The organism is Methylobacterium sp. yr668 (genome assembly GCF_900116245.1).
Classification (GTDB): domain Bacteria; phylum Pseudomonadota; class Alphaproteobacteria; order Rhizobiales; family Beijerinckiaceae; genus Methylobacterium.
In genome coordinates this window covers 70,434-92,240 of the sequence record NZ_FOZY01000022.1, presented here as the reverse complement: position 1 = coordinate 92,240, position 21,807 = coordinate 70,434, and the positions used below count along the sequence as shown (strand labels likewise).

Below are 21,807 nucleotides of genomic sequence, written 5' to 3'. Positions count from 1 at the left end.
ACGGATGGGGGCGACGCACTTCTTGACCAAGACCTTGCCGCGCGTCTCGACCGAGATGGCACTCCAGGTCCTGGCCTACAATCTGACGCGGGTTCTCAACATCATGGGAAGCCGGAAGCTCTTGGCAGCGATCCCCGCCTGAGTGAAGGCCTTTGATCGTTCACCGAGGGGCTGAAAAGCCGTCCAGCAGCGCCTTCAACTCAAACGGATGCGCGACCACAAAGGGTCGATCCAAACGGTGGAGCGCCTATTCTCGCAAAATTGGGGCGGCACCCCAGCACAAAGCCGATTCTCGGCGTTTTAACACGGCCTGGACCCAAGCCGGCCGCCCGGATCGCGGCCAAGCTTTCGCTCAACGCGGTCATCTGCGACCGGCCGCGCACGGTCGGTAGGCATCGAAGTCGGCGGCGACTGTACCTGAGATTCCCTGTTCGAAGCAGTTCAACGCGGCGAACTCGTGAACTCGAGCAGTTTATGTCGCGAGCAACGTCGGTACTCTCGCCCCACTGCGAACGCAGCCGTCGCCGTGAGTGCGCTCATCGACCGGTCCCCTGCTGCATCCGCTGGCGGGGCTTCGAATGCCGTCGCTTGCCCACCCTGCCGAAGGGCAGGCGCAACGTCGCGATCACTGGATAGACGGCGGGAAGAACGACGAGCGTCAGCAGCGTCGCGGTGATCAGGCCGCCGATCACCACCGTGGCGAGCGGGCGCTGCACTTCCGCACCCGCGCTGGTCGAGAGCGCCATCGGCAGGAAGCCGAGCGCTGCGACAAGGGCCGTCATCATCACCGGGCGCAGGCGCCTCTCGGCCGCCCGGCTGGCCGCCTCCCGCGGGTCCAGGCCGGAAGCTTCGAGGTCGCGGATGGTGCTCGTCAGCACCACGCCGTTCAGGATCGCGATGCCGAAGGTCGCGATGAAGCCGATCGCCGCCGAGATCGAGAACGGCATGTCGCGCACAGAGAGGGCAAGGATGCCCCCCGTCGCGGCCATCGGCACGTTGAGGAAGATCAGCCCGGCGCGGCGGATGTCGCCGAACATCACGACGAGGAGGACGAGGATCCCCGCCAGCGCCGCCGGCACCACCACCGAGAGGCGGGCGGTAGCCTCCTGCAGGTTCTGGTACTGGCCACTCCATTGCAGCGCGTAGCGGGGCGGCAACTTCACCTGATCGGACACGGCCTTCTGCGCGGCGTCCACGAAGCTCTGCACGTCGCGGCCGCGGACGTTGGCCTGGATCGAGATCCGCCGCTGCAGCCGCTCGCGGCTGATCTGGGCCGGGCCGGAGGTGACCTCCACCGAGGCCACCATCGCGAGCGGCACCGTCATGGCGGGACCGGTCTCCTTGCCCGGCCGCCCCACCGGCAGGGCGCGGATGCGCTCGATGTCGCTGCGGTCGGCCGGGTCGAGCCGGACCACGATGTCGGTGATGGAATTGTCGTCGCCGTAGACCATGCCGGCGGTGCGCCCGCCGATGCTCTCGACCACGTCGAGCACGTCCGAGACGTTGATCCCGTAGCGGGCGGCCTTGAACCGGTCGACCCGGATCGAGAGCGCCGGCATCCCGGCCTGCGCCTCGGCCTTCACGTCCGCCGCGCCCTGAATGCCTGAGACCACCCGCACGATGGAATCGGCCGTGTCCTTCAGGACCTTCAGGTCGTCGCCGTAGAGGTTGATCGCGACGTCGCCGCGCACGCCCTCCAAGAGGTCGTCCATCCGCATCTGGATCGGCTGCGAGAAGCTGTAGGCGACGCCCGGCACCTCCTCCCGGAGGCGCTTGTCGAAGGCCGCGACGAGCCCTTCCTGGCTGTCGGCGGTCCTCCAGGTCGTGGGGTCGGTCAGGGTGATGAAGCTGTCGGTCGATTCGACGCCCATCGGGTCGATCGGGATCTCGGCGCTGCCGGTGAGGGAGACGATCCGCTTCACCTCGGGGAAGGATTTCAGCACCCGCTCGATGCGGGTCACGGTGGCGAGCGAGGCGTTCAGCGCGATGCCGGGCAGCTTCTCTGAGGTGATGACGATCGAGCCCTCCGACAGCTTCGGCAGGAACTCGCCCCCGAGCCGCGTGGCCATCGCGCAGGAGCCGGCGAACAGGGCGACCGTCGTGAGCACGGTGGCGAGCGCGTGCCGCTCGGCCCAGCGCAGCACCGGCGTGTAGACACCCCGCACCGCGTGGACGAGACGCGTCTCGCGCTCATTGACACCGCGCCCGGCGAGAAAGAGCGCCGCGAGCGCCGGCATCAGGATCAGGGTGACGACGAGCGACGAGGCGAGCGCCAGGATCACCGTGAGCGCCATCGGGGCGAACATCTTGCCGGCCACGCCTTCCAGCGCGAGGATCGGGACGTACACGATGATGATGATCGCCACCGCGAAGATCACCGGGCGGGCCACCTCGGCGGCGGCGTCGCGGATCACGTCGTGGGCCGGGCGGTCCGGGTGCTCGCCCCGGGCGCGGAGCACGTTCTCGATCATCACCACCGCGCCGTCGACGATCAGCCCGAAATCGATCGCCCCGAGGCTCATCAGGTTGCCCGACAGGCCGAGCAGCCGCATCCCGGCAAACGCCATCAGCATCGAGAGCGGGATCGCGGCGGCGACGATCAGCCCTGCGCGCAGGTTGCCGAGCAGCAGGAGCAACACCACGATCACCAGCACCGCCCCCTCGAGGAGGTTGTGCTCCACCGTGCGGATGGTGCGGTCCACCAGCGCGCTGCGGTCGTAGAACGGGACGATCTCGACCCCCGGCGGCAGTTGCTGGCGCAGGGCGGCGATCGTCTTCTTCACCTCCGCGACCACGGCGCTGGCATTCTCGCCGTAGCGCATCATCGCGATGCCGACGACGGTCTCACCTTCCGCGTCGTGGGTGACGGCGCCGAGCCGGACCTTGGGGGCCTCCTGCACCGTGCCCAGCGTGCCGAGCGTCACCGGCACGCCGCCGGGGCCCGTCGCGACGACGATGTTCGCGATGTCCTCCGGGCCCTTGGCGAGGCCGAGGCCGCGGATCGTCTCCTGCTGGTCGTTGTGCTCGATGTAGGCGCCGCCCCGGGCGGCGTTGTTCTCAGCGAGCGCCGTGTAGACCTGGGCCAGCGTCACGCCGTAGCGGCGCAGCGCGTCCGCCGAGACGCGGACCTCCTCGGTCGGCATCTCGCCGCCGTAGATGTTCACGTCGGCGATTCCGGGGGTGAGCTTCAGCTTCGGCGCGATGGTCCATTGCAGGATGCGCTTGAGCTGCATCGGCGTGTAGGCGGGCCCGCGCAGCTCGAACTGGTAGATCTCGCCGAGCCCGGTCGCCATCGGACCCATCTGCGGATCGCCGACTCCAGCGGGCATCAGGCTCTTGGCCTGGGGCAGGCGCTGGAATACCTCCGCCCGCGCCGCTGTGACCGACACGGATTCGTCGAAGGTGACGTAGACCGCCGAGACGCCGGCCCGGGACGTCGAGCGGACGTTGAAGAGCCCCGGCGCGCCGGCCATCGCGTTCTCGACAGGAAAGGTGACGAGCCGCTCGACCTCCAGGGGACCGAGCCCCGGCGAGAGGGTGAGGATCATCACCTGCTTCGGCGAGATGTCCGGCACCGCGTCGATCGAGAGACCTTCGAGGTTAGCGGCTCCGCCCGCCGCCGCGGCCAGCGCGATCATCAGCACGAGGAAGCGGCGGCGGACCAGGATGGCGAACCAGCTCTTCATCGCCGGCGCTCAATCCGTCGAGCCGAGAAGGCTGCGCAGCAGGATGGCCTTCAGGCCGAAGCTGCCCGCGGTCGCAACACTCTCACCCGCCGCCACGCCTCGGCGCACCTCCACCCAGTCGGTGCGCTGGATGCCCAGCGTCAGGGCCCGCCGCTCGAACCTGTCCGGGGCCGTGCGCACGAAGGCGATGGGGCCGGTGTCCGTCTGCTGCACGGCCGCCGCCGGGATGGTCACGCCGTCGCGACCGAGATCAGCCCCGACCGTCACCGAGACGAAAAGGTTGGCGCGCAGGAGATCCTGCGGGTTGTCGAGTTCGATCCGCGCCGGCGCCGTGTTCGTCGCCGGATCGAGGGCGGCGTTGACCGAGCGGACATGGCCCTCGAAGGGCGGATGGCCGGGCACCGGGCTCTCCACCGAGACTGCATCCCCGGCCTTCACCCGGGAGATGTCGGCCCCGTAGAGGTTCGCCAGCACGACGACACGGGTGGGATCGGCCACCGTGAAGGCGTCGCGCCCGGTATCGACGACCTCGCCCAGGGTGATGCCGACGCTCGTCACCACGCCGGCAATCGGCGTGACCACGGCGCTGGTGCCCGGCGCGGCGCCCTCGGCCGGGGCGAGGCGCTGGTACTGCGCCCGGTACATCTCCGCGTTCGCCTGCGCAGATTTCACCGCCGCCTGTGCCTTGGCGAGATCGACCTGCCGCCGCTCGACCTCGGCTTGCGCCACGCCCCCGAATTTCAGCTGCTCCAGCCCACGCTTCACCTGGAGCGCCGCCACCGCCTCGGAGGCCCGCGCCTCGCCGAGGGCGGCTTCAGCCGCCTGAAGCCCGTTGCGGGCGTCGAGGAGGCCGGCGGCATCGAGGGTCGCGAGCGTCTGCCCCGCCGTCACCCGGTCCCCGGGCTGGACGGCGAGGCTCAGTACACGTCCCTGCGTGCGCGGCTTGAGATGCGTCACCCGCCGCTCGTCGAAGGCGACGGTGCCCGGCGCCCGCACCGGGAGCACGATCCGGCGGGTCTCCGCCGTGCCGAAGGCCAAGCCGATCCGCGTCTGCCCCGCCCCGTCGAGGGTGACGAGATCGGGGTTCGCCGGGGCGTCGTCGGAACGGTCCGCCTTCGCCTCGGGGACCGCGGGCGGGGCGAGGCCAAGGCCGGCGAGGAGTGGGCCGCGATAGGTCCAGCCCGCGAAGGCCACGGCGGCCAGCACCGCCAGGATGAGCAGCACTCGCGGCGCGCGGCTCCGGCTCACAATCGGAGTCGGCGCGGAGGCATCCCCGCGCCCGAAGCCATCGGTCTCGGATGCCTCGGAGACCTCCGCGGGGCGCGCGGACGCTTCGGCGTTCAGCGACATGGACAGGCAGCTTGCCGACCGGTCGGGCCGGACGCTCCGCGGATGAGGTTCATGCGTCGAAGCCGGTGGGGAGCACCTCGTCGCTGACGAAGCGCCCGGTCTCGACCTCGCGGATCACAACCTCGAAGCCCTCGCCGCGCCATTCCCGCAGGCGTTCGACGGAGACATAGGTGCGGGTCTCGACGTCGTAGAGCCGGCTCTGGGCGTAACGGTTGATGAGGCGGCGGGGCCGCCGCTTCCGGGGCATGTGTGGACTCCCTCAGCGGTGGGGGATCGCGGCGGATGCGGGGAAGCGGCGTAGCAGGAACAACATCGGAGGAGCCCGCTGAGGATCGCGCCCAGCCGAACAGGGCCCGAGGTGCGCGCTAGAGTCATTCTAATAAATTGGACGAAGCCGATGGGACGCCACTAAATTCTGGTTCACAGTCGCTTCCTCGCGCAGACCGCAGGGCCGACATGCGACACACTGGCAACGCGGGAGGACCGGGTTCACGTGGCGAGGCTGCTGCTGATCGAGGACGACGGGGACACGGCCGGGGACGTGCGCGACGACCTGCGCGGGCGCGGCCACGAGGTCGCCTGGGCCGCGACCGGGCCGGACGGCGCTCGCTCGGCGCGGCAGGGCGGCTGGGACGCGATCATCCTCGACCGGATGCTGCCCGGCCAGGACGGGCTCGGCGTGCTGCAGGACCTGCGCCGGGACGGGGACCGGACACCGGCCCTCGTCCTGAGCGCGCTCGGCGACGTCGACGAGCGCATCCGCGGCCTCCGGGCCGGTGGCGACGACTACCTCGCCAAGCCCTTCGCGCTCGGCGAACTCGCCGCACGGATCGAGGCGCTGCTCCGCCGCCCGGTCGATACCCGCGAGACGCTGCTGCGGGTCGGAAGCCTGGAGATCGATCTCATCGCCGGGACGGGCCGGCGCGGCGCGCGCGACCTCGACCTCCTGCCTCGGGAACTCAAGCTCCTCGCCTATCTGATGCGCGCGCCCGGTCGGATCGTCACACGGGCGATGCTGTTCGAGGAGGTCTGGAACTACCGCTTTACTCCGAAATCGAACCTCATCGACGTCCATCTCGGCCGCCTGCGCCGCAAGCTTGAGGCGGCCGGGGAGGCGCCCCTGATCCAGAACGTCCGCGGCGTCGGTTTCACCCTCACGCCCGATGACTGACCTCCTGCGCTCGACCACCCTGCGGTGGGCGGTGGGGATCGCCCTGTGGTCGGTGCTTCTCGCCCTGACGATGTTCGCCTTCATCTACTGGCAGACGGCCTCCTACCTGCGGGAGGAACTCGCCGAGACCCTGCGGCTTGAAGTCCGCGCGGCCGCGGCCGACCCCGCCGCCACGGCGTTGCGGGTCGACACCTGGACCGCCATGGACCCGCATGCCCGGCACTATGGCGGCGACTTCGCTCCGGACGGCGTCCGGCGCGCGGGTAACCTCGATGCGATGCCGAAGGGGCTGCCGCGGGACGGGGATGCCTACCGGGTGAACGCCACGGTGGAGGTCGGGGGCCGCAGCCTCGCCGACGAGATCTGGGCCGCGGCCCTGGCGCTGCCCGGCGGCGGCACGGTGGTGATCGCCCACGACACCGACGACATCGACCGGGTGCGGGTCACGACGCTGCGGGCGCTCGGCCTCGGGCTACTGCCGATGCTGGCGCTCTCCGGGATCGGCGGCCTCGTCCTCGCCCGCCGGGGCCGCAGGCGGTTCGCCGCCACCGAGGTGGCGCTCGCCGAGGTGATGCGCGGCAACCTCGGCAAGCGCCTGCCGGTCGGAGGTCGGGGCGATGAGTTCGACCGCCTTGCCGCCAACGTGAACCGCATGCTCGACGAGATCGAGCAACTGATGGGCGAAGTCCGCAGCGTCGGCGATGCCGTCGCCCACGACCTGCGGACGCCGTTGACCCGCCTGCGGGCCCGGCTGGAACGCAGCCGGGCGCAGGCGCGAACGGTGGCGGAATTGCACGAGGCGATCGATCAGGGCCTCGCCTGGATCGACCAGACACTCGCGATGGTGACGGCCGTGCTTCGGATCGGCGCGATGGAGGAGGGCCGCCGGACCGCCTTCGCGCCGGTCGACCTCGGGGAGGTCGCCGCTGCGGCGGTCGACTTCTTCGAGCCCGAGGCTGAAGAGAGGGGCGTCCGGCTCGTCCTTTCGGCGGTGGGGCCTTTCACCGTCCACGGCGACCGGGACCTCTGCTTCGAGGCCCTGTCGAACCTCATCGACAACGCCGTGAAGTTCACGCCCCCCAGAGGGACCGTCCGGGTCGGGGTCGCCTGGACCGGCCAAGCGATCGAGGTGGCCGTGGAGGATACCGGCCCAGGCCTGCCGGCGAGCGAGCACGAGAAGGTCTTCCGCCGCTTCTACCGCGCCGAGATGTCCCGCCAGACCCCCGGCAACGGCCTTGGCCTCAGCCTGGTCGCCGCCATCGCCAAGATTCACGCCGCAAGCGTGAGTGTTCGCACGTCGGAAAAGGGTGGTTGCCGTTTCGCGATGACGTTCCCGAATTTGACCATCGAAGACCGCACGTCTTCTACTTATTGGACGGCTTCGAGAAAAGATCCGCTTGTCAATTCTTGAATGAATTTCTGGCCCTGCCCGCTAAATGATCTGCCAATGGGCTCGCGTATCAAGAAGCGTCGCGGCACGTCCGCTTCCATGTCTATGCCAGTCGGAAGCAGGCCGTTTCAGATCCACCCATCTTGGACGTTCAGAAGAGCGCGTCGTGGTGGTGACCTGGCCGGTCACTAGGTCGAGCGGGGCGCGTTCGTGCCGGTCCTGCAGAGCTTCGCCACTGAGCGCTCTGTATTCACGGCGCTGTGGCCGGAGAGCCGACGCGGCGATCCAAACGTGAAGGCTTTCCCGGCATTCCTCGGTGGTATGCTCCCATCCCCGACACCTTGGGACAAGCTTTTCGAAGGTGCGGCGAGGGCGTGAGCGGTCCCCGCGGAGATGTCCGCTTCGGGACATCCGCCGGTCGGAAGCAGGCGGGCAGTAAGCCACCCGAAACAGTCTGGCAGATAGTCAGCAAAACTTCCCAGAAACGGCCGTTCGTCGATCCGGCGCTCCGATCGTGCGCGTTCCGGGCGGCGAACTCTACGACCGAACGTGCTCCCACACCTTGGAGATGACGACCGATCCCTCGCCGACCGAGGCTGCGACCCGCTTGACGGAGCTGGCGCGGACGTCGCCGACCGCGAAGATTCCCGGATGCGACGTCGCGTAAGGCGAATGCGCGCCGATCGCGTCTCCGGTCAGGACGAAGCCGTGGCCATCGAGCTCGACGAGCCCCGAGAGCCAGCCGGTATTGGGGGCGGCGCCCACCATGACGAACACGGCGCAGGTCGAGATCCTGCGCGTCGCTCCGTCGGCGACGGTGCGGATCGTCACCGCGTCGAGATGGTCATCGCCGTGCAGGTCGGTGACTTCGGCCCCGTACTCGATCGTGATCGCCGGGTCTGCCTCGAGCCGGCTCGACAGGTACCTCGACATGGAGGTGGCGAGCGATTGCCCGCGCACCAGGACGCGAACGTGTCGCGCTGAGCGGCTGAGATACATCGCAGCTTGGCCCGCCGAGTTGCCGCCGCCAATAATGATTGCCTCGGCATTCCGGCAGTAGCGCGCCTCGATCTCCGTCGCAGCGTAGTAGATGCCGGCGCCCTCGAACGCTTCGAGGCGGTCGATCGGCAACCTTCGGTACTGGACGCCGGTCGCGACGACGACGGCCTGTCCCCGAACGCGCCGGCCGTTGTCAAACGTCGCACAGAACGATCCGTCCTCGAGCCGCTCCAACTTCGCCACCCGTCGCGGCATCGCGAAGCGAGTGCCAAACTTCATCGCCTGGATCTCGCCGCGCCAGACGAGGTCGGCGCCCGAGATCCCGGTCGGGAAGCCCATGTAGTTCTCGATCCGGCTCGATGTGCCGGCCTGACCGCCGATCGCCACATCCTCGATGACCAACGCGCGCAGCCCCTCCGCACCCGCATAGACGCCCGCTGCCACCCCGGCCGGCCCGCCGCCCACGATGAGGACGTCGAAGGCCTCGTCGTCGACGAGGTTGTAGTCGAGGCCGAGCAGCCGCGCGACCTTGGCGGGCGTCGGCTCGGTCACGACCACGTCCCGGCCGAAGATGACCGCCGGTCGGTTTGCCGAGATCGAGCAGGCCGTTGCGACGCTTGCCGCCTCCGGGCTGCCCAACGGATAGGTCCTGTAGGGAAGCCGGTTGCGGCTCGCGAACTCGGCGATCCGCCGTACGCTCCGGTCGTCGTCTTCGCCGATGAGCACGAGCGTGCCGTCGTGCGAGTCGAGCTGCCGCCGCCGCCGTGCGGCGAGGACTGTGATGATGATGTCCGACATCTCCGGGATCTCGGACATCAGTCGCAGCATCTCGGGGCGCGGCACCTCGGTGACGACCGTATCTGCGCTCGCCCGCATGGGCATCGACCAAACGCCGCCGTTCAGGAACGAGATTTCGCCCATGAACTGGGTCGGACCGAGGGTGGATGGGAGATGGCGCTCGTCCGTGAAGGGATTCACGACTTCGATCTCGCCGGCCTCGACATACACGAAGCGATCGGCTGGCTCACCGGCACGGACGAGAAAGGCGCCTGCGGAGTAGTGCTTCTCGGCCCCGATCGCCCGCAATGCGGCGACATGCGATGCAGCGAGGGGTATGCGCTGCATCTCCCGCAGGTCACGGCCGATCGTTTCCAAGGGTCGCTCCCGTCGTAGGCCATCCGCTGCGGCGCAGCATCGATGGCTCGGCCGCTACAGGCAAGACCCTCGATGTTTGATCCCGCGGTGTGGTGGTACGGTCGACCGTCATGCTGCGAGGGATGCCCCGCCGACAGTCCAGAAGTGGCGAACGCGGCAGACGACAGGTGATGCCGCTATGGGGCCGAAGCAGCCCCGTTCGACGGTTCTGACCCCAGCGGAGGAGGTCATCATCGTCGCCTTCCGCCGGCATACCCTGCTGCCGCTGGACGACTGCCTCTACGGCCTACAGCCCACGATCCCGCACCTGACCCGCTCGTCGCTGCACCGCTGCCTGGAGCGGCACGGCACCAGGCGCCTACCGGACGGAAGGCGACAAGCCCAAGAAGAAGCGCTTCGCCGATCATCCCATGGCTACATGCACATCGATATAGCCGAGGTCAGGACAGAAGAAGGCAAACTCGACCTGTTTGTGGCCATCGACCGAACCTCGAAGCTGGCTTTCGCCAAACTGGAAGCAGAAGCGAACCGCTACACGGCATCGGACGTCCTGCGCGCACTGACGAGACGGAGGGACTGGGTTGCCGCTGCGAAAGCGCAGCGATCCTGCTACCCTGCGCACAGCCGTCGCCGCTCGGTGGCGCACCTCAGCGCGAGGCAAGTCGATCATGCATAGCGCGGCGATCAGGTGGCTCGTTGTCGCGCTCGCGGGTTTCGTGAGCACCGAAGCTGTCGCGCGGCGTTCTCGAGCGAGCAGCCCCGCCCCGCGCGGCGCGACTGCGTTCTCCCCCTTCGCTTTCCCGCGGCCGCCCAATACCGCGCCGCGTCCTGCCGGCGACGGGATCATCCACTGGAACACGCCGAACAAGGACGGCAACCTCGGCGGCCCCGGAACAGGGGGAGGGGGCGGCGGTGGAGGCTGACCGCGCTCAGCTTCGCCATCGGGCGCCCGTGGTCCCGCACCCCGTCGCGGAAGGGGCGTCTCGGGAGCAGTGGCGGCAACCCTCAGGCAGGGACGCCTGTCAGACTGCACTCAGGCCCATCAGCACGACGGCCATTTGCCAGCCGACCACCAGCATCGCGGCGATCCACACCACCGTCGCCACGCCGCCTGCGACCATGATCATCGTGAGGAAGCGATCCATCCAGGGACGCATGGATTGATCCTGAACCGACACTGTCTCGATGTGAGCCATGATTCACCGTCGCATCAGTCTACCGAGTCGATGTCCGCAAGCTTGGTTCCTGTGGCGGAGCACATAGCCCGCCCGCCAGTCAGGCATACAGGAGGTAGAGCACGGTCGCCGGAGCGATCACGACATTGGCTGCGCCGAGGCACACGAGAATCGTCACGGCTGTCGCATGGAGGTTCGGCCTGTTCTTGAACATCCATTCCGCAGGGAATGCGAGTACTGTGATCGGCAGTATGCAGAGGACGATCGAGATCCACAGCAGTGCGCCCGGCACGAAAATCAGGAGACCGAGCCGGCTTCTGGGCAACCACTCCGTCCGTTGATCGCGTGCAAGGATGGCTTCCGACATCTGACGCGCCGCCCCCTCTTCCAGATGGCTAATGCAACTAAAAGTGGTATATGTCGGATTAGCGTCACCTCAACGGGAAATCCCCCGGCGCCTCGGGTTCGGATTACGCAGAACCTGAGCAGCACCCGCCGTTGCGTTGCCCACCTGCCGATGGGCCTGTGAACACAGCAGGATGGCGGCGCCCGACAGGGTGACCGGTAACGCGTTCCAGCCTCAGCGGCGGCGTGCGACCCTCGCCGCGACCCAAGGTGCGGCTGGCGCGGGTCTCAGCAGCGCATCGCCGGCCTCGAACCTCGCCACCTCATGGTCCGTGCCGCCCCCGGACCTGCTCTGAAGCGGGCTGTGGACCTCCTCAACACGGAGAACGCCCGATACCCGAAGACCGAAGACACGGAAGACCCGCGGAAGCTGCGTACGCTGCTGGGCGCGAGGCCCGCGTCGGTGCTGAGCGGCAGACCGCTCCTTCCGCCTGCTCCGGATGCGGCAGGGCTTGGCTGACGTCCCGGCGGTCGGCCTCTCGCGAAGGACCGCGATGAGAGCGTCGTCGCGAAGCGGGAGACCGGAATCCGAGCGCCCCGGCTGGCGCAGGTCGATCCTGCCAGCCTCATGCAACAATCGGAGCAATCCTCGCGACATCCAGCTTGACCATAAGGCCGCCTCGGAACAGCCGAGCTGACGGGGCCACGATGACCAAGCCGATCACCCTGACGAACCGTCTCGTCGACGCCGTCGTGACGGCCGCCATGGCGTTCAGTCTCGTCGTGCACGCCCAGGTCATGATCCTGCCGCCGCACTTCGTGTGACGGACGATCGAACATGGAGGATGCCGAATTGTCTCACCCGCTGTCGCGCGCGTGAGAAGGGGCCGTCGGCCCCGGCTCGGCAGTGCCGAGCAGCTGATCCCTCGCGAACCCAGCAGTTTGCCACATTGAACCATCACCATTTCATGCACGTATGAGTTGTATATGGAGCTTGGAGGTTGTGATGCAGGCATCCGAATGCTGCATCATCCGGGTATCTATCGCCGCGAGCCTCGGCTGGCTCATCGCGATTACCCTGATGTGGAAGCATGGCGTGCTGGCCGCGCTGATCGTCAGCCCCTTGTTCGGGACCGCGGCGGCGATCGCCGCCATGACCCTGTTCTGGTTCGTGAGCCTGTTCGTCTCCTGCGAACCCATCGGGCCGCGGGCGTCTGACACCAACCGGTAGCAGGATCGGAGAAGGTCGCAGCGCCGAGCCATGTGCACCGGGATCGGCTTGGCGCCGGCCGGCGCCCGATCGGAGCCGGGCGCGTCGGGGCGTGTCAGGTCCGCATCCAGCGAGGAGCAGGCGCAGCTGCTAAGACGTGGCTATGAAGCGGAGACCGCCTGACCGACTCACGACGATCGCGATCCTCGCGGTCACCGCCGCGCTCGCAGCCGTGCTCGTTGTGAGGCTTCGTGACCCCACGCCTCCGCACCGTGGCCCCCTGCCCAGTGCGTCCGCCGCCAGGCGATGATGCTCCACAGCCCGCGTTGAACAAATGCAGCGGGTGGAAGCGGAATGGCTTCTCGCATGCGCGCCGCCCGCGAAGGCGGACGTGCGTTGGCCGGTGCTTCCCCGTGCTCAGACCGGCGTTTCGCCGAGCGCGACACAGTCGGTCCCGTAGGGATCGGCTCCGCGATCTCGGCAGGTTCCGTGACCGTCCATGCGGGCGACTGGGCGGATCTCACTTCTCCCGGAACGCCCGCCGGGCTTGATCGACGAGCGGCTTGGTGAGGTAGGACAGCACCGTTCGGTCAGCCGTGCGGATGAAGGCCTCCACGGGCATGCCGGGCATCAACTTGGCCCCGTCCAGTCGCTTCATCTCCTCCTTCGTCACGCCCAGGCGAACGAGGTAGTAGAAGCTGCCGGTCCGCTTGTCCTCGCTCACATCCGCCGCGATCCGGGTCACGCGCGCGTTGAGTTCGGGTGTCGTCCGCTGGTCGAAGCTCGGGAAGCGCAACCCCGCGGCCTGACCGGTCTGCAACCGGTCGATGTCCTGCGGCGCCACACGAACCTCCGCGACGAGGGAATCCGCGGTCGGCACGATCAGCATGATCGGCTCGCCCGGGGAGATCACACCGCCGCGGGTGTGGACCGCGAGTTCGTGCACGTAGCCGGTCTGCGGCGCGCGGATCTCGATGCGCTGCAGCTGGTCGAAGGCCGTGATCCGCTGCTCGGTCAGCGTCGCCGCCTTGGCGCGGTTCTCGGCCAGCTCCTTCGCGACGTCGCTGCGGAGATTCTGCTCGAGCTGGATGATCTGCAGCTCGGTCTCCGAGACCTTGCCCTTGGTCTGCGCGATGTTGGCGACGAGGACGCCGCGCTCGCCTTTCAGGCGGGACATGTCGCGCTGGAGGCTCGTGAGCCGGGTCAGCTGGATGAGGTTCTTCCGCCAGAGATCCTCGACACCCTCGTACTCCCGCCCGATGATCGCGGTCTCCTGCTCCTTCGCGGCGGCCTGCTCGGACAGGCCTTTGATCTCCTCGTTCAGCTGCCCGACCCGCTCGCGGAGCTGCGCCTTCTGGCCCTGGAGCGCGTCCTGTCGGAAGCGGAACAGCTTGCGCTCGCCGTCGACGATCCGGGCCACATCCGGTCCGGCTCCCTCGAGTTCGGGGGCGATGGCGAGGCTCGCGCGGCCGTCGCGTTCGGCCTCCAGCCGGGCGTTGCGCGCCGCGATCTCCCACAGGCTCTTGGTGACGCTGTCGTAGGTGGCCTTGGCGGTGGTCGCGTCCAGGCGGACCAGCAGGTCGCCCGCCTGGACGCGCGCGCCCTCCTGAACCGGCAGTTCGGCGACGACGCCGCCGGTCGGATGCTGGACCTTCTTGATGTTGCTCTCGACCACCAGCGAGCCCGTGGCGATGATGGCGCCGGACAATTCCGTCGCCGCCGTCCAGGCTCCCGCGCCCGTGGCGACCACGATCACGGCGGCGACGCCGGCGACGTGCCGCCGCAAGGAGCGGCGCGTCTCGTATGTCGGATCCGTAGCCGGCCCGTCAGGCGTGCGATCCGTCGTCATGCGACCCTCGTGGGCATCTGCCGCGTCAGGGCGTTCAGCTTCGACAGAACTTCGTCGCGCGGGCCGTGCAGCTGCACGCGCCCGTCCCCGAGGACCAGGATGCGATCGACCGCCGCCAGGGCGCTCGGCCGGTGCGCGATCACCACGACGATGCCGCCGCGGGCGCGCACGCCCTGCACGGCGGCGGACAGGGCGCGATCGCCGTCGACGTCGAGATTCGAGTTCGGCTCGTCGAGGACCACGAGGAACGGATCGCCGTACAGCGCCCGCGCGAGCGCGATCCGCTGCCGCTGACCCCCGGAGAGGCCCAGGCCGCCGGTACCGACGCGGGCGTCGTAGCCGCCCGGCAGCCGGAGCACGACCTCGTGCACGCCGGCGGCCCGGGCAGCCGCCAGCAGGGCCTCGGGGTTGGGCTCGGGATCGAAGCGCGTGATGTTCTCGGTGATCGTGCCGTCGAACATCTCGATGTCCTGCGGCAGGTAGCCGACCGCGCGCCCGAGGGCATCGGGATCCCACTGATCGATCGCCGCGCCGTCGAGGCGGATCACGCCGCGGTTCGGGCGCGCCAGCCCGACGAGGGCACGGGCGAAGGTGGACTTGCCGGAGCCGCTGGCCCCGATCACCCCGAGGGCGCTTCCGGGCGCGAGGGCGACGTTGACGTCGTGGAGCACCAGGGTGTCGGTCCCGGGCGCCGCGATCGACAGGGCCGTCACGCGCACGCTCTCCCGCGGCGCCGGGAGCGGCGTGAGGGCGGCGGGATCCCGCCGGGGCAGGAACGCGACGAGGCGGCCCCAGGCCTGCCGGGCGCCCGAGAACGACTTCCAGTTGGCGATCGCCAGGTCGACCGGGGCGAGGGCGCGCGCGGACAGGATCGTGGCGGCCAGCATCACGCCGGCCGTCGCCTCCTCGCGCACCACGAGGAAGGCGCCCAGGCCGAGGATGCCGGATTGCAGCACCGTGCGCAGCAGGCGCGCCGTCGTGCCGAAGCCGATGGCCAGGTCGTTCCCGTACGCCGCGACGTCGAGGTTCCGCCGGGCCCGGACCTGCCAGAGCTCCGCGATGCGGGACCGCATCCCGAGCGCCGAGAGCAGCGGTGCCGTCCGGTGCGCCATGTCGGTGAAGGACCGGCGCTCACCGGCCGTTCGGACGGCCTCCTGGGTGGACGCGGACGAGGCCCAGTCCGTGAGGATCGTCAGCACGCACAGGAACAGGGCGCCCCCGGCCACCGCCGCGCCGAGCCAGGGATGGAACAGGAAGCAGACCGCGACGTAGAGCGGCACCCAGGGCAGGTCGAAGAAGGCGCTGACCGCCATGCTCGACACGAAGCCGCGGACGGTGTCGAGATCGCGCAGGGCCTGGGGCCCGTCATCGCTGCGCGGCATCTCGGCGCCGCGGACCAGGAGGGTCCGGAAGATCCGCGGACCGAGGCGCTCGTCGACGAGGCGCGCGAAGCGCGCCAGGATCCGGGCACGGAAGATCTCGAAGACGCTCTGGATCACGAGCAGCATCAGCGTGATGCCGGCGAGACCGACGAGCGTCGCGATGCTCCGGCTCGGCAGCACCCGGTCGTAGACCTGCAGCATGAAGATCGGGGCCGTGAGCATCAACAGATTGATCAGACCGCTGACGATCATCACGGTGATCAGGCACGTGCGCCCGGCCCTGACGGCGGACCAGAACTCGCGCCGCTTCGCGACACGCAACACGCGTTCATCGGTCACAGGTCGATCCCTCGGCTTGGTACGTCAGCGGAGCGGTTCGGGCCGAAGCGGGTCGGGCCCCGGCGTCGCGGAAGCCCCCGCCGCGTCGGCGGCGGGGGCCGCGTTTCACAGGCCGAGCAGGTGCAGGCCGCTCGTGGCCGTGTGGGGAGTCGGGTCCGTGTGCTGGACTTCGGTGTGGCCGCCGAGATCGATCGTGGCGACGCCGAGATCGACGCTCACGCCCTGGGCGGCGCCCGCCTCGGCCGGCGCGGCGGAGGTTCCCGACACCGCGTCCACGAGGTGGCCGACGAGGGAGTCGGCACCGCCGCCCGTCTGCGGCAGGTGGATGCTGTCGCCGCTGAGCAGGTTCGCCGTGGCCAGACTCGGCTGATCGGCGCTCACCGCGACCGCGCTCACGTCGACGGTGTGGGCCGGATCGGCGGCGGGCGTGAGCACGGCGACGTCCGCCACCGGCGTCGAGGTCGTCGGGCCCGCCGACACGTCGATCAACGGGTGGGTCTCGGCTCCCGGCTCGCCCGACGTGCCGCCGGTGAGCGTGCCGAGCAGGTTGCCGACGGCGCTCCCCGCCCCGCCGGTCTCGCCCCCGCCCAGGACCGTGGTCACGGTCGCGACGACGCCGTCGACCGGGGAGCCCGCCTGGTGGCCGTCCCCGCCGGCCGCGGGAAGGATCCCCGCCACCGAGCCCACGACGCCGCCGGCCGCCTCCGTCACGGACCCGAGATCGCTCGCGACCTGCGCCACCGCGGGGCCTCCGTCGCCGTTCAGGACCGCCCCCGGCAGGTTGACGACATCGGTCACGAGGTTGCTCGACCCGCCGAGCTCCCCCAGGCCGACCGTGGTTCCGAGATTGATCACGGCGTGGAGCGGATCGTTCAGGACCGGCACATCGTGGCCGACCTGTTCCAGGGCCGCATGGACGCCGTCGATCAGCGTATTGGCGACGTCTCCGACCGGCTGCAGCGGCGCGTTCGTCCCGAGCAGCGCGCCGGCCGCGCCGGTACCCGGGCCTCCGTTCAGGCCGCCCAGGAGACCGTCGAGGGCTCCGGCACCTTGGTCCCCCGTCAAGCCGCCGAGGGCGGAGGTGACCGGTGCCAGGAGACCGTCGCCCGGCAGGCCGGATCCGAGACCGCCGCCGGCCGAGTCGAGGAGGCCGGTCGCCGAGCCGACGACGCCGCCCAGCGCGCCCGCCACGTGCCCGAGGTCGTCGACGACCTGCGCCACGCCTCCGGGCGCGTTCCCGGTCAGGATCGCGCCGGGCAGGTTGATGGTGTCGGTGAGCAGGTTGTGGCTGTCGCCGAGTTCCCCCAGTCCGACCGTGTTGCCCAGCGCGATCACCGCGTGGAGCGGGTCGTTGAGGAGCGGCACGTCGTGTCCGACCTGCTCCAGCGCCCCGTGGACGGTGTCGATCAGCGTGTTGGCGACAGCGCCCACCGGCTGCAGCGGCGCGTTCGGCCCGAGCAGGGTGCCGGTTCCGTCCGGAGCGCCGCCGGTCACGGTGCCGAGCAGACCATCCACCGCGGCGGTGACGGGGGTGAGGAGACTGCCCGCGCCCGGCGCGCCCGCTCCCCCCAGGTCGCCGACGATGCCGGTGACGCCGCCGAGCAGTCCGCCGGCCGCACCGGCCACCGCACCGACATCGCCGAGGATCGGGGACAATGCGCCGAGCCCCTGGCCGCCCAGCAGGGCACCGGGCAGGGCCGCGGCGTCGGTCAGCAGGTTTCCGCCCTCGCCCAGATGGCCGAGTCCGAGGGTCTCGCCGAGATTGGTCAGGCCGTGGACAGCGCCGTTCAGCAGCGGGACCTCGTGCCCGAGATTCTCGAGGGTCATGTGGACGTCGAGGACGGCGGTGTTCGCGAGGTTCGCGACCGGGGCGAGAAGGCCGCCCGACGCGAGCAGCCCGCCGGCCGTCGCGGCCCCGGTGACGGAGGTGATCAGCGTGTCGGTCGCTTCGAGGATGGAACCGAGATCCGCGAGGACCGGCGTGGCCGAGCCGAGGCCGCCGCCATTGAGGAGCGATCCCGGCACGGCGAGCGTGTCGGTCAGGAGATTGCCCGCCTCGCCGATGCGACCGAGGCCGACCGTCTCGCCGAGGCCCGTGAGGGCGTGGATCGGCGCGTTGAGCACGGGGACCTGATGGCCGACATCCTCCAGCGTCGTGTGCAGGTCGAGGACGGCTTGGTTGGGAATCCCCACCGCCGGCGCGAGCGTGCCGCCGGAGCCGACAAGGCCGTTGCCGGCCACGGGCAATGCTGTGACGGTATTCAGCAAGGTTCCGGCAGCCTCGGCGACCTGCCCGGCATCGTTCAACACCGGGACGACGCTGCCGGCATCGGTAGGGTTGGCGACGGCGCCGGTCAGGTCTGTGATCAGGTTGCCGGCCTCGCCGATATGACCGAGCCCGACCGTCTCGCCGAGATTGGTCAGACCGTGGAGCGGGCCGTTCAGCGCCGCGACCTGATGACCCGCGTTCTCGAGCTGCGCATGGGTGTCGAGGACGATCTGGTTCGCGGTATCGGCCAGCGCGCCGGGAAGCAGTGATCCGCCCTCGTCCGCCGCACCGACGTCGACGGCACTCTCGATAAGCGAGGTAATCGGACCGAGACTCGTCAATTGGCCGGTCGACAGTGCGGTGGAGGACAGTAGCGCGCTGGACCCGACCAGCCACTCAAGCGAGCGTGACGACGGGTTGAGCGCGGCGAGAGGGGACGACGACATGGGCACCTCCGGTTTTGATGCGTAACCGGCATTACAATTATGGGTTGCAGATCCGAGCGTCGGTAAAGAATACCGAGCCTGCGGCCTGCCGTTGCTGCGTGCGGCCGGTCACGACACCGCTGAGGGAGGAGGTCCAACCGCGTCGCGCTTCGGTCCCGGACGGCAATATGCGTCGCCGAAATGACGTGCTCGACTATCATTTGTATTAGTATTGCGTATATAAAATCAGCCAGAATGGCAACGCTCGTTGTAATCCTAAAATCTCGGAGGATTACGGGAATATATTTTCAAATATTCGCTGTCGATCGGCTCCTCCGTATCGATCTGCTCGGATCGACGGCGGCATCCCGCGCGTCGTGCCATCGACCAGACGGTGCCCGGCAATCATCGTCGGGACCCAGGCGCCCTGTTTTCCAATGCAGCTTATGATTGTATTGTGCGGCGCGGCCATTTCAGTGTGTGGCGCGAATGGGCAGGTGATCCGTGGCCATTGATCCGAGGAATCTCGCCCAGACGGCGACACTCACCTACAGCCAGGACTTCGACACGCTGCCGCTCTGGGACGGCACTTCGGGTCTCGACACGTCCGGCGGCCCGCAGTGGAGCATCCACGTCACGTCGACCGGGACGCGGCCCTTCAATCAGGAGCAGCAATGGTATGTCCGCGCCGATCAACCCGACGGCAGCCCGCTCCCGAACCCGTTCCGCGTCCACGACGGCATCCTCACCATCACCGCCGCGCCGTCGGATCTGTCTCTGCTCCAGGACCTGGGGGATCAGCCCTACACGTCGGGAATGGTCAATACCTTCCACAGTTTCAGCCAGACCTACGGCTATTTCGAGATGCGGGCCGAACTGCCCGCCGGTCAGGGCTTCTGGCCGGCGTTCTGGCTGCTCCCGGCGGACGGTTCCTGGCCGCCCGAGATCGACGTGATGGAGATGCTCGGGCACGATCCCGGCACGCTCTACACCACGGTGCACAGCCTGGCGCCCGGCCAGACACCCGGCAACCACACGATGAGCCAGGGGATCTCCGCAGTCGCCGACATGAGCGGCGGCTACCACACCTACGGCGTTGACTGGCAACCGGACACGCTGACCTTCTACTTCGACGGACAGGAGATCTATCGTACGCCGACGCCGGCCGGTCTGGACAAGCCCATGTACATGATCGCGAATCTCGCCGTCGGCGGCTCTTGGCCGGGTGACGCCGACGCGTCGACGCCATTTCCCGCGCAGATGAATATTGACTACATGCGGGCTTATCAGGCCAGTCCGGGCGCCGCGGCGCTTGAGCCGGTTTTTCACTTCTACGACGCCGCCTCAGGACGGCATTTCTACACGGCAAGCGCCGCAGAACGCGCGCAACTTGAGAGCACCCCGTCAGGCTACGCCTATCAGGGCGTCGGCTGGGCCGCGCCAGTGTCGTCGTCTGCCACGGCTGACGTCTTTCGATTCACCAACCCGACGACCGGCGACCACTTCTACACGACCAGCACCGCGGAGCGCGACGGGCTTCTCTCGGACGGTTCCGGCTACAACTATGACGGTGTTGCGTTCGACGCCTACGCGAGTTCGACCGCCGCGGGATCGCATGCGTTGACCGTCGAGCGGTTCGTCAACACCGAGAGCGGACGGCACTACTACGCTTCCAGCGCCGATGAGATCAGCTACATCGAGCAAGGTCACGCCGGAAGCGGCTGGATTGATGAGGGTCATGCCTTCACGTTGCATGCTCCGACTGCGAACATGTTCGGTATGTAACGGTCTTTCCGGAAGACCTGCTCCGAGGCAGCCAGTCCCACTTCTCGTCGCGACAGGGCCGCTTCAGCCGACATCCACGGCAGGCTCACCGCCCGTCTGCACGAGCGGTTCGGTCCCTCGACTGCTCCACCAGGGTCGCGTTCTCGGCGCCTGTCCGCCCCCCCCTGAGGCTCGCAGGCCGCGGTGCGGCGACAGGGCCGCGATCAGAAGCTGTACCCGACGCGCAACCGCATCTGATGGCGGTCGAAGCTCGACAGGTCGAGCGGGCCGGGCTCGCCCGTCGCCTGCCCGGCGACCTGGAAGCTCCAGGTGAACGAGGCCCAGGCCTGTGGTGACAGGGTCATGTAGGCGGTCGGTCCGAGATACACGGCCTCGCCCGCGAACCGGTCGAGCGCCAAGCCGTCGTAGGTCCGGGCATAGCGTGCCTCGCCGCCGAGGAAGAGGCCGGGCCGGACGCAGTAGGCCAGCGCCCCCGCCACCTCGATCCCCGATCCGCGCACGGGCGCGTCCATCACGGTCAGCCGCGTCGTCGAGAGCGCGAAGCCGACATTGACGGCGGCGATCAGCTTGCCGGGGATGATCTCGCGGTCCGCCAGCAGGCCGATCTCGGTGCCGAAGCTGCGCGCCGGCACGCCCGTCCCGCCGTCGACGGTTCCGTAGCCCGGCACGATGTTGAGGGTCAGGCCGAAGGGGGCCGTCCGGCGATCCATCAGGCGCACCCGGGTCTCGAGGAAGCCGCCGTTGAAGCCGCCCGTGGTCCGGGCCGGGGATCCCGGCGCGCCGATGTCGTAGGCGTTGAAGGTGACGCCCGGGGCTAGGCGGAAATCGTTGGTCAGCGGCACCTTTAGGGCCAGGGAACTGTCCACGGTCAGGAAGCGGGCGACGCGCCGGCCGAGGCGCCCGCTCGTCTCCCATTCCAGCTCCGCCTCCCCGGGAACGCCGAGGTCGCTGCCCTCAGTGAAACCGAACAGATGCTCGCTGTCGAGGTCGCCCGGCGTCAGGTTCTCGGCGGCGGTGGGCAGGGACTGGGCCAGTGCCGGCCCGAGCGCTGCGGCCACCCAGAGCGCCGCGGCCAACCCGAGCGCCGCGGCCAACCCGAGCGCCGCGGCCAACCCGAGCGCCGCGGCGAGGCCGCACAGGACCGATCCCGGAGCCGAGAGGCGACGCGGAGCGCCGGTGTGCGTCATAGCCCTGACCCATCATTATAGCTGATGCTATATCTAATAGGGTCGGCGATGACGGGCCGTCAACGGTCGAGCATGCCGGACGCGTGGTCT

14 protein-coding genes and 1 pseudogene are annotated in these 21,807 nt (G+C 69.1%); 5 read left to right on the top strand and 10 right to left on the bottom strand.

Annotated features, from left to right (window positions below; translation table 11 throughout):
• Positions 1-536: 536 nt before the first annotated feature.
• The 3 genes from BM419_RS22940 to BM419_RS22930 all read right to left on the bottom strand — a co-directional run bounded on the left by BM419_RS22940 (position 537) and on the right by BM419_RS22930 (position 5,283).
• Positions 537-3,686 (bottom strand): efflux RND transporter permease subunit, encoded by a 3,150-nt coding sequence (locus BM419_RS22940; protein WP_091927782.1) that lies wholly within the window; start codon positions 3,684-3,686, stop codon positions 537-539.
• A 9-nt stretch (positions 3,687-3,695) separates the two neighbouring features.
• Positions 3,696-4,910, bottom strand: a complete 1,215-nt coding sequence (locus BM419_RS22935; RefSeq protein WP_244540833.1) for an efflux RND transporter periplasmic adaptor subunit — start codon at positions 4,908-4,910, stop codon at positions 3,696-3,698.
• 175 nt (positions 4,911-5,085) lie between these two features.
• Entirely contained in the window at positions 5,086-5,283 is a 198-nt protein-coding gene (locus tag BM419_RS22930) for a polyhydroxyalkanoate synthesis regulator DNA-binding domain-containing protein (RefSeq protein WP_091675875.1), read from the bottom strand.
• Between the two features lie 246 nt (positions 5,284-5,529).
• On the opposite strand from BM419_RS22930, the gene BM419_RS22925 reads away from it, so the two are divergent.
• A complete protein-coding gene (locus BM419_RS22925; protein ID WP_020091096.1) occupies positions 5,530-6,207 on the top strand; it encodes a response regulator transcription factor in 678 nt (225 codons plus the stop codon).
• Positions 6,200-7,618 (top strand): HAMP domain-containing sensor histidine kinase, encoded by a 1,419-nt coding sequence (locus tag BM419_RS22920; protein ID WP_091927780.1) that lies wholly within the window; start codon positions 6,200-6,202, stop codon positions 7,616-7,618. Before BM419_RS22925 ends, BM419_RS22920 begins: the two co-directional genes overlap by 8 nt.
• 516 nt (positions 7,619-8,134) lie before the next feature.
• Here the strand turns inward: BM419_RS22920 and BM419_RS22910 are convergent.
• A complete protein-coding gene (locus BM419_RS22910; RefSeq protein ID WP_091927779.1) occupies positions 8,135-9,751 on the bottom strand; it encodes an FAD-dependent oxidoreductase in 1,617 nt (538 codons plus the stop codon).
• Positions 9,752-9,827: 76 nt separating this feature from the next.
• Between BM419_RS22910 and BM419_RS22905 the strand changes: the two are divergent.
• Positions 9,828-10,265, top strand: a pseudogene (locus BM419_RS22905) (hypothetical protein); the annotation flags it as partial.
• Positions 10,266-10,773: 508 nt separating this feature from the next.
• On the opposite strand, the gene BM419_RS32535 reads toward BM419_RS22905, so the two are convergent.
• Together BM419_RS32535 and BM419_RS22900 are read right to left on the bottom strand one after the other, a co-directional pair.
• The gene (locus BM419_RS32535) at positions 10,774-10,947 is read right to left on the bottom strand and encodes a hypothetical protein (protein ID WP_165923179.1); all 174 of its coding nucleotides are present in this window, start codon (positions 10,945-10,947) and stop codon (positions 10,774-10,776) included.
• Between the two features lie 79 nt (positions 10,948-11,026).
• Positions 11,027-11,293, bottom strand: a complete 267-nt coding sequence (locus BM419_RS22900) for a hypothetical protein (protein WP_091927778.1) — start codon at positions 11,291-11,293, stop codon at positions 11,027-11,029.
• Positions 11,294-12,277: 984 nt separating this feature from the next.
• Between BM419_RS22900 and BM419_RS22890 the strand changes: the two genes are divergently transcribed.
• Positions 12,278-12,502, top strand: a complete 225-nt coding sequence (locus BM419_RS22890; RefSeq protein ID WP_020091090.1) for a hypothetical protein — start codon at positions 12,278-12,280, stop codon at positions 12,500-12,502.
• A gap of 499 nt (positions 12,503-13,001) precedes the next feature.
• Here BM419_RS22890 and BM419_RS22885 read toward each other — a convergent pair whose 3' ends face one another.
• The 3 genes from BM419_RS22885 to BM419_RS22875 form a co-directional block, all read right to left on the bottom strand.
• On the bottom strand, positions 13,002-14,330 hold the full coding sequence (locus tag BM419_RS22885; protein ID WP_091927776.1) for an HlyD family type I secretion periplasmic adaptor subunit: 1,329 nt from the start codon (positions 14,328-14,330) through the stop codon (positions 13,002-13,004).
• The gene (locus tag BM419_RS22880) at positions 14,327-16,036 is read right to left on the bottom strand and encodes a type I secretion system permease/ATPase (protein WP_244540832.1); all 1,710 of its coding nucleotides are present in this window, start codon (positions 16,034-16,036) and stop codon (positions 14,327-14,329) included. The genes BM419_RS22885 and BM419_RS22880 overlap by 4 nt, the downstream gene beginning before the upstream one ends.
• A gap of 120 nt (positions 16,037-16,156) precedes the next feature.
• The gene (locus BM419_RS22875; RefSeq protein WP_244540831.1) at positions 16,157-18,766 is read right to left on the bottom strand and encodes a beta strand repeat-containing protein; all 2,610 of its coding nucleotides are present in this window, start codon (positions 18,764-18,766) and stop codon (positions 16,157-16,159) included.
• 483 nt (positions 18,767-19,249) lie between these two features.
• On the opposite strand from BM419_RS22875, the gene BM419_RS22870 reads away from it, so the two are divergent.
• Complete coding sequence (locus tag BM419_RS22870; protein WP_091927773.1) at positions 19,250-20,530, top strand: family 16 glycosylhydrolase; 1,281 nt, start codon at positions 19,250-19,252, stop codon at positions 20,528-20,530.
• Positions 20,531-20,733: 203 nt separating this feature from the next.
• On the opposite strand, the gene BM419_RS22865 is transcribed toward BM419_RS22870, so the two are convergent.
• Positions 20,734-21,717, bottom strand: coding sequence for a hypothetical protein (locus BM419_RS22865; protein ID WP_091927772.1), 984 nt, complete (start codon positions 21,715-21,717; stop codon positions 20,734-20,736).
• Positions 21,718-21,807 lie beyond the last annotated feature (90 nt).